General features: G+C 50.3%; 9 protein-coding genes. 4 read left to right on the top strand and 5 right to left on the bottom strand.

Features of this window, described 5'->3' with window-relative positions; all coding sequences use genetic code 11:
- The first annotated feature begins 240 nt into the window (after window positions 1-240).
- Window positions 241-3285, top strand: a complete 3045-nt coding sequence (locus HMPREF2865_RS01315) for a TonB-dependent siderophore receptor (protein ID WP_070645195.1) — start codon at window positions 241-243, stop codon at window positions 3283-3285.
- 248 nt (window positions 3286-3533) lie between these two features.
- Entirely contained in the window at window positions 3534-5573 is a 2040-nt protein-coding gene (recG, locus tag HMPREF2865_RS01310) for an ATP-dependent DNA helicase RecG (RefSeq protein ID WP_070645192.1), read from the top strand.
- 64 nt (window positions 5574-5637) lie between these two features.
- Here recG and gdhA read toward each other — a convergent pair whose 3' ends face one another.
- Entirely contained in the window at window positions 5638-6972 is a 1335-nt protein-coding gene (gdhA, locus tag HMPREF2865_RS01305) for an NADP-specific glutamate dehydrogenase (RefSeq protein ID WP_070645118.1), read from the bottom strand.
- Between the two features lie 414 nt (window positions 6973-7386).
- Between gdhA and HMPREF2865_RS01300 the strand changes: the two genes are divergently transcribed.
- Window positions 7387-8181, top strand: coding sequence for a thymidylate synthase (locus HMPREF2865_RS01300; protein ID WP_049348902.1), 795 nt, complete (start codon window positions 7387-7389; stop codon window positions 8179-8181).
- A 59-nt stretch (window positions 8182-8240) separates the two neighbouring features.
- Here HMPREF2865_RS01300 and HMPREF2865_RS01295 read toward each other — a convergent pair whose 3' ends face one another.
- A complete protein-coding gene (locus tag HMPREF2865_RS01295; protein WP_070645115.1) occupies window positions 8241-9680 on the bottom strand; it encodes a transferrin-binding protein-like solute binding protein in 1440 nt (479 codons plus the stop codon).
- A 360-nt stretch (window positions 9681-10040) separates the two neighbouring features.
- Here HMPREF2865_RS01295 and smc point away from each other — a divergent pair, with 360 nt between their 5' ends.
- Window positions 10041-13526, top strand: coding sequence for a chromosome segregation protein SMC (smc, locus tag HMPREF2865_RS01290; RefSeq protein ID WP_070645112.1), 3486 nt, complete (start codon window positions 10041-10043; stop codon window positions 13524-13526).
- 93 nt (window positions 13527-13619) lie between these two features.
- Here smc and HMPREF2865_RS01285 read toward each other — a convergent pair whose 3' ends face one another.
- The 3 genes from HMPREF2865_RS01285 to pmbA form a co-directional block, all read right to left on the bottom strand.
- Window positions 13620-14129, bottom strand: coding sequence for a cold-shock protein (locus tag HMPREF2865_RS01285; protein WP_070645109.1), 510 nt, complete (start codon window positions 14127-14129; stop codon window positions 13620-13622).
- Between the two features lie 153 nt (window positions 14130-14282).
- Window positions 14283-15452: a glycosyltransferase gene (locus tag HMPREF2865_RS01280; RefSeq protein ID WP_070645106.1), complete on the bottom strand. Its 1170-nt coding sequence runs from the start codon at window positions 15450-15452 to the stop codon at window positions 14283-14285.
- A gap of 87 nt (window positions 15453-15539) precedes the next feature.
- Window positions 15540-16871, bottom strand: coding sequence for a metalloprotease PmbA (gene pmbA, locus HMPREF2865_RS01275; RefSeq protein WP_070645103.1), 1332 nt, complete (start codon window positions 16869-16871; stop codon window positions 15540-15542).
- Between the last annotated feature and the right edge of the window lie 44 nt (window positions 16872-16915).

Below are 16915 nucleotides of genomic sequence, written 5' to 3'. Positions count from 1 at the left end.
GCCGTCTGAAACATTGCGTTCAGACGGCCTTTTTTATCTAAAAATCAGGACATAAGAAAAAATCTATAACAAAAAGTTCATATATTAATGCATCAGGTATATAATGATTCCGCCTATCATTACTATTATATTTTAATTTTATAGATTAAATATCATTTAAAATTAATAAATTATAATTTTTATCAAATAGGTAAGTAGATTTTATTAATTAAGGAAATAGTTGTGAAACCTGATTTTCAAATGAAAACAATCTGTTTGTTATTAGTACTGCCTTGCCAAACTGTTTTTGCAGATACGGGACATCAAGAAGTGGAACATGTAGATATGGATACGGTCAAGGTCAGTGGCAAACGGCAGGCACAAAGGAATACCGAGCGCAGTCAGTCTTATACAATCGGAACGATGGCAACGGCGACTGGCTTGCGTATTTCAGGCAAGGATACGCCGCAGTCGGTGAGCGTAATGACGCGTCGGCAGATAGATGATAAAGCAATATATTCTTTAGAAGAGGCAATGAAAAACACTACGGGAATCAACGTGGTTCGCGATTCGGGTCTACAAACTCGTTTTTTGTCTCGTGGTTTCTATGTTGATCAGATTGGTGAAGACGGTATTACCACTAATGTGTCTGGACGTTCGGGCTATACGGCAAAAATTGATGTCTCTCCGAGCACAGACCTTGCTGTTTATGATCACATTGAGGTTGTCAGAGGTGCAACCGGTCTTACTCAATCCAATTCCGAACCAGGTGGAACCATTAATTTAATCCGTAAGCGGCCAACAGCTTTGTTTAAGCATACCGGTGAAATCAGCACTGACCATAGGGGCAGCAAGCGTTTGGCTTTGGATGTATCTGGAAGCTTGAATAATGAACATACGGTACGCGGTAGGCTGGTTGGTGTTCATGAGGACCACCGTTCTTTTAAAGAGGGTGTATGGAACAAGAAAGACATGGTTTATGGCGTGATCGATACGGATTTGAGTGATAACAGTATGCTGACTTTGGGTGGTACTTATCAGAAAAATAAAGACATTCCCGATTTTGCCGGCGTGATTTTACCTTGTGAGGATCAAAAAACTGCGGCCTTCAGCTCCAGTCCGGCCTGTAACAATCCTTTGAAATTGCCACGTAATACTTATTTGGGTGAAACCTCATGGTCACGCCTGAATGCTGATAAATACAATATTTTTTCCGGTTTCAAACATGTCTTTGACAATGGATGGCAACTCAATGCCGAAATTTCTTATACGCATAATGATTCAGATGCCAAAGTCGGACAATTTTTTCTGAAAAACGAACACGCGGCAGGTATTTCAGCATCTGCGGCAACAGGTTTCCTAACTGAAAAGGGAGAGGTGATCCCTTTTGAGCCTAAAGACAAGGCGTTGGCAAAATTAAAAGAATATCGTGATGGCGTCACGAAAACATATGAAGAGAAAAAAGCAGATTACGTTGCCCATCATTTCGATGCATCTGCTTTTGAACAATATCGCTCCCAAAGGGCGGCAGCACGTCGGGCAGGTTTTGATCAATGTATGCAGGACATTGGTTTGGATTTCCTGTGCAACGACTGGCAGGATCCGGGTGTAGAAGTAGATAAAAAAGAGTTTGTTGATAAGGAGCTTGCAAAGCAAGGCATTATTAACAATGCAGAAGGCCTGTTTCCCAACCGTCTATACGACTCAGCATACAATCTTCGCCACACATACAACCGCCGTTACAACTTCATGCCGTTGCACTATACCAAACATGATGTGCAATGGGGCTTTAAGCTGGATCTGACAGGTAACTACCGCCTGCTTGGACGTGAACATGATTTCTTTGTCGGTTATGCGTATAACAATGAAAAAATTCGTTCTGCTTATACGGAAATCTATCAAAACCGTTATTTTGTCCGTCCTCAAGGTTATGCAGGTGCAGGCAGTTGCGGCATTCATCCCGATGGTCCGGAGCGTAATCCTTTAGAAAAAGGCATTGTCGAACCAGATTGGCATATTTATAACGAAAAAGGTAATAACAAAATCTATGTGCCGGAATGTAGTGGCGCGCATGTTACCAAATATACTCCCCGTTTGGATGCAGAGGGTAAGCCTGTCTGGACAGTCAACGACAATGGTGAGCGCGTAATGGTGCAAGATCCTGTTTACGAATTGGATGCAAATGGAAACAAAATACAGGAGCGGGATGAAGAGGGAAATTTGAAATGGGCAAACCAATATCTGAAAACGCCGCTGTGGAAAACTGTTCAGGTTGCAGATGATCATGTTCCGGCGTTATACAATTATTCGAAATACCTTAACACGAATAAAACACATTCTTTGACTTTCAGTACCCGCTTTAATGCAACCAACCGTCTGCATCTCTTGGGTGGGATGCACTATACGCGCTATGAAACCACACAAACCAAAGAAATGCCTGTACGCTACGGCCAGCCAGCTACGGCATTCCAAACTGAGAGCAGTAACAAAATCGACAAAGAGCATTACACCTCAAAAATGCAAAGCCATAGGTTTACGCCATATGCCGGCATTACCTACGACCTGACACCGCAACAAAGCTTGTATGCCAGCTATACTAAGATTTTTAAACAACAGGATAACGTTGATGTAACCAGCAAATCCGTTCTTCCACCACTCATCGGTACTAACTATGAAATAGGTTGGAAAGGGTCGTTCTTGCAAGGCCGTCTGAATGCTTCGCTTGCCTTGTTTGTCTTACAGCAGAAAAACCGTACCGTTGTCGATTTCGGATTTGTTCCCGATACTAGTCGTAACGGAGGTTCATTCCAAACCATCGCTAAACCTGTGGGTAAGGTTAAGAGCAGCGGTGCAGAACTTGAATTGGCTGGCGAATTGTCGGAAAACTGGCGTATTTTTGTTGGCTACACATATAACAAAAGTAAGTATAAAAATGCTGCAGAAGTCAACGCGGAGCGGTTGGAGAAAAACACGACTGCCGATCCGTATAACTTCAGTAACTTCACGCCGGTACATATGTTCCGCCTCGGTACAAGCTACCGCTTGCCTCAAACTAAGTTGACCTTGGGTGGCGGAATATCCGCGCAAAGTCGCACAAGTAGCCTTTACAATATTCGCCAAGGAGGCTACGGACTTATAGATGGCTTTGTTCAATATGACTTTCACAAACGCGGCAGAATTAGCCTGATAGGAACGAACCTGGCTGACAGGACGTATTTTGAAAACAACTACAACCGTACGCGAGGTCAAAACAATTTCTATGGCGAACCGCGGACAGTCAAATTGAAATTGGATTGGCATTTTTAGGAGAATGGATAATGATTGGGTATGTAAACATTATTGGCTAAATTCCTGATAAAAGTATGGGTTGAACATCCTTCTTTTTTGAAAGCTGTTTACTAACAATGGCTGAAGTTGATTCGATAGCCGGCGTGTTTTCAAATATTCATTTGTTTCAAGTATTCAGCTTTGAAGGCCGTCTGAAACATTGCGTTCAGACGGCCTTTTTGTTTTCGGATAAAATACAGCAAACTTTCAATCAGCTGCCTTTTAAGATGACACCCGAAACCCAAAAACAGCTCAAAATCACCGATGTTTCCGCCAAGAAACTCGACAAACTCAACCTCCATACCGCATGGGATTTGGTGTTGCACCTGCCGTTGCGTTATGAGGACGAGACGCACATTATGCCGATTAAGGATGCACCGATCGGGGTGCCGTGTCAGGTCGAGGGCGAAGTCATTCATCAGGAAGTGACATTTAAACCGCGCAAGCAGCTGATTGTCCAAATCGCCGATGGTTCCGGCAGCGTTCTTTTTCTGCGCTTCATCCACTTTTATGCCAGCAACCAGAAACAGATGGCGGTCGGCAAACGCATCCGCGCCGTGGGCGAAATCAAACACGGGTTTCATGGCGACGAGATGATTCACCCTAAAATCCGTGATGCCGAGAGCAGTGGTTTGGCGGAAAGCCTTACGCCGATTTATCCGACCGTAAACGGTTTAAATCAACCCACTTTGCGCCGTATTATTCAGACGGCGTTGGATGTTACGCCGCTGCACGACACGCTGTCCGATGCCTTATTGGGTCGTCTGAAACTGCCACACCTCGCCGAAAGCCTGCGCCTTTTGCATTCGCCGCCGCCGAGCTTCACCATCCACCAGCTTTCCGACGGCGCGCTTCCTGCATGGCAGCGGCTCAAATTCGACGAACTTTTGGCGCAACAGCTTTCCATGCGCTTGGCGCGGCAGAAGCGCGTCAGCGGCACGGCGGCGGCATTGGGCGGCGACGGCACGTTGACCCAAGCCCTGCGCCACGCTTTGCCGTTTGCCCTGACCGATGCACAAGAAAAAGTCGTATCCGAAATTTGCCGCGATATGGCGCAAACCCACCCCATGCACCGCCTGTTACAAGGCGATGTCGGTAGCGGCAAAACCATTGTGGCTGCTTTGTCTGCTTTGACAGCTATCGAATCTGGTGCGCAGGTGGCTGTAATGGCGCCGACCGAAATCCTTGCCGAACAGCACTTCATCAAGTTCAAACAATGGCTTGAGCCGTTAGGGCTTGAAGTTGTTTGGCTCTCCGGCAGCCAGCGCAAAAAAGCCAAAGATGAGGCCAAAGCCAAACTGGCCGACGGCACAGTCAAAATCGCCGTCGGCACGCACGCCCTGTTTTCAGACGACGTCGAGTTCCAAAATCTGGGCTTGGTGATTGTGGACGAACAACACCGGTTCGGCGTTGCCCAACGTCTCGCCCTCAAAAACAAAGGGCGCGACGTCCACCAGTTGATGATGTCCGCCACCCCCATCCCGCGCACGCTCGCCATGAGTTTCTTCGCCGACTTGGACGTATCCGTCATCGACGAATTACCGCCCGGGCGCACCCCGATTAAAACCCGCCTCGTCAACAACGTCCGCCGCGCCGAAGTCGAAGGCTTCGTCCTCAACATCTGTCGCAAAGGACAGCAGGCATACTGGGTCTGTCCGCTGATTGAAGAAAGCGAAACCCTGCAACTGCAAACCGCCACCGAAACCCTCGAGCAACTTCAGACGGCCTTACCCGAACTCAGTATCGGCTTGGTACACGGGCGCATGAAAGCCACCGAAAAAGCCGAAGTCATGGCGGAATTTGCCGCAGGCCGTCTGAACGTCTTGGTCGCCACCACCGTCATCGAAGTCGGCGTAGATGTGCCCAACGCCGCCCTGATGGTGATCGAACACGCCGAGCGCATGGGCTTGGCGCAGCTTCACCAATTACGCGGGCGGGTAGGGCGTGGCGCGGCAGAAAGCGTGTGCGTCCTCCTGTTTGCCGAACCTTTGAGCGAACTTGCCAAAGCGCGGTTGAAAGTCATCTACGAACACACCGACGGCTTTGAAATCGCCCGACAAGACCTCAACATCCGTGGCCCCGGCGAATTTCTCGGCGCGCGGCAAAGCGGTGTTCCCATGCTGCGCTTTGCCAACCTTGAAGAAGACTTACACCTCTTGGAACAAGCGCGCGAAATCGCCCCTTTGCTGATTGAACAAAACCCTGAAATCGTCGAAGCGCATTTGGCAAGATGGCTTTCCAGTAGGGAAGGTTATTTGGGCGTATAAAATTTGTTTGAAAAGAAAAAGGCCGTCTGAAATCTTTCAGACGGCCTTTTGATTTGGCTGGGGTTTAGAAACCTTGCGCCAACATGGCATCGGCAACTTTGACGAAACCGGCAATGTTCGCACCATTGACGTAGTTCACTGTGTCGCCGACTTTGCCGTATTTCAGGCAGGATTCGTGGATGTTGTGCATAATGTCAAAAAGGCGGCTGTCCACTTCTTCGCGTGTCCAAGACAGGCGGATGGCGTTTTGGCTCATTTCTAAACCTGAAGTCGCTACGCCGCCGGCGTTGGACGCTTTGCCTGGAGCGTAGAGGATGCCGGCTTTGATAAATTGTTCGACCGCGCCCAAAGTTGACGGCATGTTCGCACCTTCGGCAACCACATAGCAACCGTTTGCCAGCAGGATTTTGGCGGCATCTGCATCCAATTCGTTTTGAGTGGCGCAAGGCAGGGCGACTTCGGCCGCGATGTTCCACGGTTTTTGGTTTTCAAAGTATTGCAGGCCTTGTTCTTTGGCGTAGGTGGCGACGCGTTCGCGGCGTACTTCTTTCAGCTCGATCAAAGCGGCCAGTTGTGCTTCGGTCATACCGCTGTCAGGGAAGAGGACAAAACCGTTGGAGTCGGAAACGGTCAATACTTTTGCACCCAGTTGGATGGCTTTTTCGGCAGCGTATTGCGCCACGTTGCCGGAGCCGGAAATCAACACGCGTTTGCCTTCGATGCTGTCGTTGCGGGTTTCCAACATGGCTTGGGCAAAATATACGCAGCCGTAGCCGGTGGCTTCAGGGCGAATCAGGCTGCCGCCCCATTCGAGGCCTTTGCCGGTCAGGACGGAAGCAAATTCGTTGCGGATTTTTTTGTATTGGCCGAACAGATAGCCGATTTCGCGACCGCCTACGCCGATGTCGCCGGCAGGGACGTCGGTGTCGGCACCGATGTGGCGGTAGAGTTCGGTCATAAAGGCTTGGCAGAAGCGCATTACTTCGGCATCGGATTTGCCTTTAGGATCAAAGTCGGAACCGCCTTTGCCACCGCCCATAGGCAGGGTGGTCAGCGCGTTTTTGAAGACTTGTTCAAAAGCGAGGAATTTCAACACGCCCAAATCGACGGTCGGGTGAAAACGCAAACCGCCTTTGTAAGGGCCGATGGCGGAACTCATTTGAATGCGGTAGCCGCGGTTGACTTGGACTTGGCCTTTGTCGTCCATCCAAGTGACTCGGAACATAATCACGCGCTCCGGTTCAACAATACGCTCAAGCAGGCTTTGTTGGGTGTATTTTGGGTTTTTTGCTAAAAACGGATCCAAACTCATGAACACTTCTTCAACAGCTTGATGGAAGGGTTCTTGGTTGGGGTTGCGTTGTTTGAGATTGGTAAACAGGGTGTTCAGGTCGGTCATTTTTCTACTCCTATTGAGTGAGATATTTCAATATTTATGTTTTGAAATATAGCTGTAAAAATTTTACTTGCCAAGAAAAATTTTGCCTAGATTGTTGACATTATTTTTTTACCAATTTGTAAAAATGGAATTATATTTCAAATTTAATCAAAAATATTTAAAAATATTTTATTAAATATATTTTAATAAAAATAAAATGCTGAGTAATTAAACTAGAAAATATTGAAAATTTTTTTGTAAAAATTTAATTCAGCTCAAAAATTCGTGTAAATTAGCGCTAAATTGTCAACATTGTTAATGAGTGTACTACGCGAATATGGAGAAGATTGCCTCATTGAAGACAGAGAGGCGGGCCGTCTGAAAATTCGGTACAATACACAAGAAATTCCCACAACACATACATTAAGGAAACACATGAAAGCCTATCACGACCTTATGCGCCATGTTCTCGACAATGGTATCGACAAATCCGACCGTACCGGCACCGGCACGCGTTCCGTGTTTGGTTACCAAATGCGTTTTGATTTGAGTGAAGGCTTTCCGCTGTTGACTACCAAAAAATTGCATCTGCGCTCGATTATTCATGAGCTGCTTTGGTTTCTCAAAGGCGATACCAACATCAAATACCTGAAAGACAACAACGTTTCCATTTGGGATGAATGGGCGGATGAAAACGGTGATTTGGGCCCGGTTTACGGCTACCAATGGCGCAGCTGGCCCGCACCCGACGGCCGCCATATCGACCAAATTGCCAATGTGGTGGAACAAATCAAGAAAAATCCCGACTCGCGCCGTCTGATTGTATCGGCATGGAATCCCGCTTTGGTCGACGAAATGGCTTTACCGCCTTGTCACGCGCTGTTTCAGTTTTACGTTGCCAACGGCAAGCTGTCTTGCCAGCTTTACCAACGCAGCGCCGATATCTTCCTTGGCGTACCGTTCAACATCGCCAGCTACGCATTGTTGACCATGATGATGGCGCAAGTGTGCGGACTGGAAGCCGGTGAGTTTATCCATACGTTTGGCGATGCCCATTTGTACAGTAACCATATCGAGCAGGCTCAACTGCAATTAAGCCGCGATTTCCGAAGCCTGCCGACCATGAAAATCAATCCTGAAGTCAAAGATTTGTTTGCCTTCAAATTTGAAGACTTCGAATTGGAAGGCTACGATCCACATCCGCATATCAAAGCAGCCGTATCGGTGTAATTCAAGTTAAAAAACAAAAGGCCGTCTGAAACTTCAGACGGCCTTTTGTTTAGGCAGGTTTATTGACGTTTCGCGCCGTAGCCACCGATTAAGTGTTCGGTCGCATCTTTGTTTTTCAAGCCGTAAGTGCCGCCGATTTCTGCAGCATTGGGGCCGTAGAATTTGCCGTTCAGGTTGCCGTTTAACTTGTCATCGGCCGTGCTGACTTTACCGGAGAAGAGATTTCCGTCTTTCCAACTTGCCGTACCTTTGAAATCGTAGTTTTTATCTGCTTTGGATACGCGCTTACCATTTTCCAAAGTATGGAAGTGTGAGTTTGACGTTTCAAAACGGACACCTTTGAGGCCGAAATCAACGATAGCCATGACATTGGAAGTCAACTGACGATTGTTCTTGTCGGTAACCACATAGGCAGTGGAAATACCTTTGTAGGTGGCTGTACCTTTTGCAGGCAGGGTAGTGAAGACAGTCTCATCGCCCAAGCTTTGGTAGCCTTGGTATACATGTCCTTTAGGATCGGTGTAATGCGCGAAGGTTTGATATGTCCAGCCGGCCGCAGAAGGATCATGCAACACAATTTTGGTTTTGTCATCAAAATTGATGACATAGACACCGTCGAATTGTTTGTCAAAAACTAAGCCATCTTGGTCTGGACGGAAATAGGCTAGATTCTTGCTGGCTTTTTCATTCATTTCTGCTAGTTTAGCCCGAACTTCAAGATTTTTAGCGTGTAAGGTATTTAATTCTTCAATTTTAGCTTTAATTTCCTTTATTTTGTCATGATCAACTTGACCAGACTCTGAGTTTTGTTCTTTTTTTAGATTTTCTTTTTCAGCTTCTAACTTTTTATGAAGTTCAACAATACGTTCATCCAAAGTTGATTTACCGTATGCGAATTCGGTATTTTTCTCTTTGCCCGTTTGTTCGCTGACATCAGTTTGAGTATTGCCTTTTGAATATACTTTGGCAATAACAGAAGCATAGCTTGTCCATGTAGGTTGGGTTGCGTTGCCATCAGTGGTCTTGTTAAATAACACAACGCCGTCCATTTTGACTTCATCATTGCTGTTAAAGTCAATAGAACTGATCAGACCATTTTGGTTGCGGTCTTGATTGTCCGTTTGGAACATTTTGCCTGTGGCATCTTTGCGGATTTGTACGTTAGGGTTGGATTGCTGTGCACCTTTGGAGGAGATGAAATGTGTGTGCAAAGGCTGGCTAACATTGGCCGGATCGATTGGAGCTTCATCGGTCAGTTCGGCAAGCTTGTCGGCACTATTGGTAAGCGTAGTAGAGGGCGCTTTCGGAGTGTTGGCATTGCTGTTGTTATTGGCAGAATTGCCATTGTTGCCAGCAGAGTTGCCGGTATTATTGGTAGGAGTCGCGCCGGTGCTTAAAGCAGATGAACCGCCGCCTCCGCCACCACCGCATGCGGACAAGATAGTTGCGCTGATGGCTGTAAAAACGATGGTTTTAAGTTTGGTTTGGATGTTTGACATGAGATTCCCTGTATGGTTATTCGCTTGATTAAAAGGTCGGAGAGATCGTTTATCTGATTTTTAAACCTTTAATTCCCGATAATAACCATAAATCATAAAAAAATAAACAGTTTGTTTGCATTTCTGTACAAAAATTAATCAAATGGCAGGTGGTTGGGCAGATGTTTTTTAGTTATTTGTTTTATATGAATTTCTTTTAAATAGTTTAGTGAGTTCAATACTAGTCTGTTTCTTTTTAACAAACTTTTCAGATGGCCTTTTGAGGATAAAAAAGCAGTCGGACTTTATGGATGCTTTTCTCTCAACGGATAAGCGTATTTCCGTTAAAATACGCCTTCTTTTCCGATTCGAAACATTGCCATGCGCCTGACCCACATCAAACTCTCCGGCTTCAAATCTTTTACCGACCCGACCACGATTCATGTGCCGGGGCAGCTTGTTGCGGTTATCGGGCCGAACGGCTGCGGCAAGTCGAATGTGATTGACGCGGTGCGCTGGGTGTTGGGTGAGGCCTCGGCGAAGCAGCTTCGCGGCGAGAGTATGCAGGACGTGATTTTTAACGGTGCGGCGACGCGCCGTCCTGCGCCGAGGGCTTCGGTGGAGCTGGTGTTTGACAACAGCGACCACAGTTTGCAGGGGGCATGGGGGCAGTATGCCGAGGTGAGCATCAAGCGGCAGCTGACGCGTCAGGGCGAATCGACTTATTTCATCAACAATCAGACTGTGCGCCGCCGCGACATTACCGATTTGTTTCTGGGTACGGGCGTGGGCGCGCGCGGTTATGCCGTTATCGAGCAGGGGATGATTTCGCGCATCATCGAAGCGCGGCCGGAGGAATTGCGCGCCTATATCGAAGAAGCGGCGGGCGTGTCCAAATATAAGGAACGCCGAAAGGAGACGGAAGGCCGTCTGAAAGACACGCGCGAGCATTTGCAGCGTTTGGGCGATTTGCAGAACGAATTGGCGCGTCAGGTGGAAAAGCTGGAGAAACAAGCCGAAACCGCCGAACGCTACAAATCCCTGACCGCGCAGTTGAACCAGCAACAGGATTTGCTCGATTACGCCCAATGGCAGCAATCGCTTGCCGCCGCGGATAAGGCGACCGCGCAACATCAGTCTTTGCAGGCGCAGCAGGACGAAACCGCCGCGCAGGTACAGGCGTTAAACGACGAAGTACACGCCTTGCAGACCGCTGAACAGTCGCAGCAGCAGGCGGTACATGAATTGAGCAACAAACGCGGCGTGTTGCGCGAGCAGATTGCTCGTTTGGAAGAACAAATCCGCCATCAGCAAAACCTGCACCAACGCATCGAACGCGACAAACAGGCGGCGCAGGCGCAGATGCAGCGCATCCATCAGGAGCAGCAGCAAATCCGCGTCAAGCTGGAAGAAAACGAGTTGCAGGTCGAAGAAAAGCAAACTGAGTTGGCAGAATGGGCGATGCAGGTTGCCGAACACGAAGAGCATCTGCCCGAATTGGAAGAAGCCCAAGCCACGCTCAACGCCGCCTTCCAAACCCAGCAGGACGAGGCAAACCGCATCCGCCGCGAACTGGCGTTGAAGCAGCAGCAGCTTGCCCATGCAGAACAAACCGTTGCCAAGCACGAAGAGCGCAAAGGTCGTCTGAAACAGGAAAATCAAGCCCTGAACCTGCCCGACGAAGCGGAAACCGCCGCCGCGCAGGAAGCCGCCGCTCTGTTGCAAAGCCAGCAAGAGCATTACGAAGAACAAATCATTGCCGCCGAAGAAGCCTTACACGCCGCCCGCGAAGCGTTTCAGACGACCTCAAACCGCTTCCAAAGCCTGAAGCAGCAACACATCACCTTGCAGGCGCAGCAGCAGGCATTGTCGCAAATCCTGTCGCAACAGCAGGAAGCCGCCGACTTCTGGCAGGCAACCGACCACACCGCTGCGCCGCAATTGTGGCAACACATCACCGCGCCCGCCGAGTGGCAACACGCCTTGTCCGTCATCCTTGCCGAACGCCTGCACGCCCGCTCCGTGCCGCACGGCTTCGTTCCCCCCGCACCTTTGCCGCAGGGGCAGGCGGCATGGCTTTCAGACGGCCTCTCAGGCGGCATCAAAAAATCCCTGCCCGTACAGGCATTGTTGAACCAAATCCAAGCGCAGCCGCCGTTTCAGACGGCATTGCATCACTGGCTCGACGGCGTATTGTGCGCGCCCGATTTGAGCTACGCCCTCGCGCATCAAAACGATTTGGGCACGCACCAAATCTGGCTCACGCCCGAAGGCCATCAGGTCGATAAAGTCAGCGTCCTGCTCTATGCCAAACCCGCGCAGGAAAGTCTGATTGCCCAAAAAGCCCGTCTCGACGGCATCGCGTCCGAACTGGAAAACCTCGCCCCCGAACTCTCCACCGCCGAAGCCGAGTTCAAACAGGCGGAAGCCGCCGTGCGCTCGTCTGAAACGCAGCACAAAAACCTGATGCAGCAGCAACAGCAGCACACGCGCCAATACAGCCAAGCGCAGCAACGCGCCGCCGAACTTCTGGCGCGCACCAACCAAGGGCAAATCCGTCGAGAACACATCGAGCGCGAACTGGCGCAGTTGGCAGAAGAGCAGACCGTGTTGCAACATACTTCAGACGGCCTTGCAGACGACATCGTTACCTTGCAAGAGGCCGCCGCCGAACTCGAATACCAGCAGCAAACCACCGCGCACAGTCGCCAAGAACAGCAAGGCCGTCTGAAACAGGCGCAGCTTGCCCTGTTGGAAGTAAACCGCCAGTATGGATTGGCCGAAGTCGCCGTTCACAAGCTCAACCAGCAAAAACAAAACTACCAGCAGCAAATTGCCCAACTTGAACAGCAAACCTTCGATTGGCAGGAACGCCAGCAAGAGCTTGCCCTTGCCTATGAAACCGAGTTCCAAAACGACGAGCAGCACATCAAGCTCGACGAGTTGACCGAAGCCGTACAAACTTTGGATGAAGAGTACATCGCCGTGCAGGACAAACTCGCGCAGATTCAGGAGCAAGGCAGGGAGCAATACGCTAAAGTGCAAACCCTGCAAACCCAGTTGCCACAGCTTCAGGCCGCGACCCAAACCGCCCTGTTGCAACAGCAGGAAGCCCTGATTAACGCCAAACGCTACCATCAAAACCTGACCGAACGCGCCGCCGATTTGGACGCGCTCGAAGCGTTGGCGAAAGAATCACCGAAAGTATTGAACACCAACATAGGCAGTCTCTCGCAACAAATCGAAGCCCTCGGCGCCGTCAACCTTGCCGCCCTGCAAGAACTTGAAGAAGCGCGCGAACGCGACGGCTACTACCGCAGCCAGAGCGAAGACGTACAGGCCGCCATCGCGCTTTTGGAAGAAGCCATCGCCCAAATCGACGACAAAACCAAAGCGCGTTTCAAAGAAACCTTCGACGCCGTCAACGGCAAAGTCCAAACCTTCTTCCCGACCCTGTTCGGCGGCGGCGAGGCCACCCTCAAAATGATAGGCGACGACCTCCTGACCGCCGGCGTGTCCATCATGGCGCGCCCACCCGGCAAGAAAAACAGCACCATCCACCTCCTCTCCGGCGGCGAAAAAGCCCTCACCGCCATGAGCCTCGTGTTCGCCCTGTTCAGCCTCAACCCTGCCCCCTTCTGCCTTCTGGACGAAGTCGACGCCCCGCTGGACGACGCCAACACCTCGCGTTTCTGCAACCTGGTCAAAGAAATGTCGGCGCAAACCCAGTTCCTCTACATCTCCCACAACCGCCTGACCATGGAAATGGCGGAACAGCTGGTCGGCGTAACCATGCAGGAAAAAGGCGTATCGCGCGTCGTTGCAGTGGACATCAAGCAGGCGTTGGAAATGGCGGAGCCGAATTGAGGTAAGAACAAAGGCCGTCTGAAAGAATGAGGAAGAAATCTATAATTTCATCTTCCCATTTTTTCAGACGGCCTTTTTGTATTGGATAAAGCGTTATTCTTTCGACGTATTATCTTTGGCGCGTTGAGGCTGTCCCGAGCGTTGGTTGTTGCCGTTGACGGCATCGCGCCATGCTTTGCGTTCGGCTTCGATTTTGGCGGCTACTTCGTGAACCATGGTTTCTTGTTTTTTGACGGCCGGCTCTTCCGGAGTGTTGTCGGAAAAGTGGAGGCCGTACCACAAGGTGGCGAAAATGCTGCAGACGAAGATAACGGCAATCAGGCCGACGATGGCTTGTTTGCCGGCGAGGGGTTTTTCGGGGGGAGGGACGAGGACATCGAAGCAGTCGGCGCAATCGAGGGCGAAGCAGACATTTTCGGCTTCTTTGCGGCCGCGTCGGCCTTCTGTGATGTTGAAGGAGATGTGCTGCCCTTCGGCCGGAAGGCGAGTAAGGGCGGTGAAGGCGGCAAGGGCAAGAAAGATTTCTTGGCCTGTGTCTTCTATGGTGGCAGCGCCGAAGCCGCGTTTGCTGTTCCAGCGAGTAATCGTTCCGTAATAGCGCATAATATATGTGGGATATTATTGTAGGTAACAATTTTTCCTTTGACTGATTTTAAATCAAAAAGTTTAGTTATTGTCTTAATTTTACACTAGATTTGTCTTATTGGAAGCAGGCAGGCCGTCTGAAGGATTTCAGACGGCCTGTATGGTTTATGCCTACTTATTAAGCACTTTTTGGAAGGTGTCAATCAGGTGTTGCGCAATGGCACGGCTGCCGAATTGTTGCAGGCAATCTTGGCGTAAGCGGACGGGATCGTATTGTGCATGGGTTTCGTAGAGGGTGAGCAATGCTTTGGTCAGTTCCGGTATGTTTTCGATTGGCACCAGCAGGCCGTTGTCGGATGTGACGATGGATTCGGGGCCGCCGCAGCGTGTGGCGATAACGGGCAAACCTTGCGACAGTGCTTCGATATAGACGACGCCGAAGGTCTCGGTACGGCTGGCGAGGACGAATGCGTTGCTGTGGCGCATGAGGTCTAGGGTTTGGTCGGTGGTTAATGCGCCGGTAAAGGTAACGGCGTGATTGATGCCCAAGTCGCTTGCCAGCTGTTTCAGACGGCCTTCTTCTACGCCGCCGCCGCCGATTTTGAGTTTAAGTTGCGGATAGGTTTTGAGTGCTTCGGCAAAGGCAGGCAGGAGCAGGTCGTGGCCTTTGAGGTGGCGCAGGTGGGAGACGCTGCAGAAGGTGAAATCTTGATTGTTTTTTTCGGGGAGCTCGAAATCCTGTTCAAAATTACCGCCCAGCATATTGGGCAGGTATTGCCAGTCTGTACCGGCGTAGGTTTTTTCGAGAATGCGGCAGAAATCACGGCTTACTGCGAACCGGGCCGCGCTGTGGCGCACGGCTTCGTGCATGGACGGCCATTGGTTTTTGCGGACAAGGCCGCGTGAAATGGCGCTGCTGTGTTCGGTAATCACATAGGGAATGCCGTATTTTTTGAAGATGGTGCAGGCCAAAATAGCGGCGTAGTTGACGCAATGGGCGTGAATTACGTCGGGTTTGCCGTTGTCGGCGATATAGGCTTCAAAAGCTTTCATGCCTGCATTGACCCAGCGGATGCGGTCGATATCGACAACCGGGCAGCGCGGGAAGAAATACATGCTGTCGTAGGCGTAAGTGTTGAGTCCGCCTTGCTGATGGCGGCGCAGGCCGTAGAAGCGTGAGAAGATGGTTTTCGGCTGGCTTCTCAAGTAGCGGAACATGGGTACGACCATGCCGATTTTCATGCCTTCGCGTTGCAGAGCTTGGGCTTGGAGGCGGAAAAAGATTCCGTCCACGTCGGTTTCGGAAGAAGGATACCAAGAGGGGATAACGACAATATGCATGATGTGTTTTTTATGGAAGTAGATAACGGCGAGGCCGTCTGAAAAGAAAAGATATCTTTCAGACGGCCTTTTGTATATTTAGTTCAATCAGTTGCCGGCAACCGTCATTTTAGAAACCAAGATGGAGCCGATTTGATTGGATGAACGGCGTAATGCGTCGTCTGCCACGCCGGTGATGTCGCGGTACATATCCTGCAAACGTCCGGCAATGGTGATTTCCTGAACCGGATAGGCAATGACGCCGTTTTCCACCCAAAAACCGGCCGCGCCGCGCGAGTAGTCGCCGGTAATGCCGTTGACGCCTTGTCCCATCAATTCGGTAACCAGCAAACCTGTTCCCATTTCTTTCAACAGGTCGGCCTGCGTGGCGTGGGTGTGGTTCAGATACAGATTGTGCGCACCGCCGGCGTTGCCCGTTGTCTGCATACCGAGTTTTTTCGCGCTGTAACTGCTGAGGAAATAGCCTTCGACGATACCGTCTTTCACCACAAAACGCGGCTGCGTGGACACGCCCTCGGCATCGAAATAAGTGCTGCGGAACGAGCGCAGGATATGCGGTTCTTCGCGAAGGCTGAGAAATTCGGGAAGCACCTGTTTGCCGATACTGTCAATCAGGAAGCTGCTTTGGCGGTAGAGCGCGCCGCCGCTGAGTGCGCCGATAAGGTGGCCGATTAAGCCGACTGCGACGGTGGTGTCAAACAGTACGGGATAGTTGCCGGTCGGTACGCTGCGGCTGTTCAGACGGCGTAAAGTCCGTTCGGCTGCGGTTTTACCGATGAGTTCGGGCGCGTCCATGTCTTCGTGACGGCAGGAAGAATCATACCAATAGTCACGCTGCATGCCGTGTTCGTCGCTGGCGACCACGCTGCAAGAAATGCTGTGGTGCGTGCTTTGCTGGTGTGCGGCAAAGCCGTGGGTGTTGCCGTAAACATATTGGTAATGGCCGGTATGAACCGATGCGCCTTCGGAATTTTCAATGCGTTTGTCCGTTGACAGAGCGGCCTGTTCGCATTGCTTGGCCAAATCGATGGCGGATTCGGTACTCAAATCCCATTCGTGGTAGCGGTCGAGTTCGCCAATATGGGTTGCCATCAAGGCAGCATCGGCAAGTCCGGCGCAATCGTCTTCGGCGGTATAGCGTGCAATGTCAATGGCGGCTTTGACCGTATCTTGCAGGGCGCGTTCGGAGAAGTCGGCAGTGCTGGCGCGGCCTTTGCGTTGGCCGACATAGACCGTAATGTCTAAAGATTTATCTTGTTGGAACTCGATTTGTTCGATTTCGCCCAAGCGCACGCTGACGCTTTGGCCGAGCGACTCGCTGAAATCGGCTTCGGCCGAGGTAGCGCCGGATTGTTTGGCCAAATCCAGCGTGTGTCCGCACAAGCGCAACAGCTCGTCCGGTGTGTGGTTAAACAGCATAAAAAGGTTTCCTGACAGGGTTTTGCGGCATTTTAACCGTTTCA

It is taken from the genome of Neisseria sp. HMSC073G10, from assembly GCF_001812605.1.
Lineage (GTDB): Bacteria > Pseudomonadota > Gammaproteobacteria > Burkholderiales > Neisseriaceae > Neisseria > Neisseria subflava_A.
Note: the sequence above shows the minus strand (reverse complement) of the source record. Positions and strands in the feature narration are given on the sequence as shown.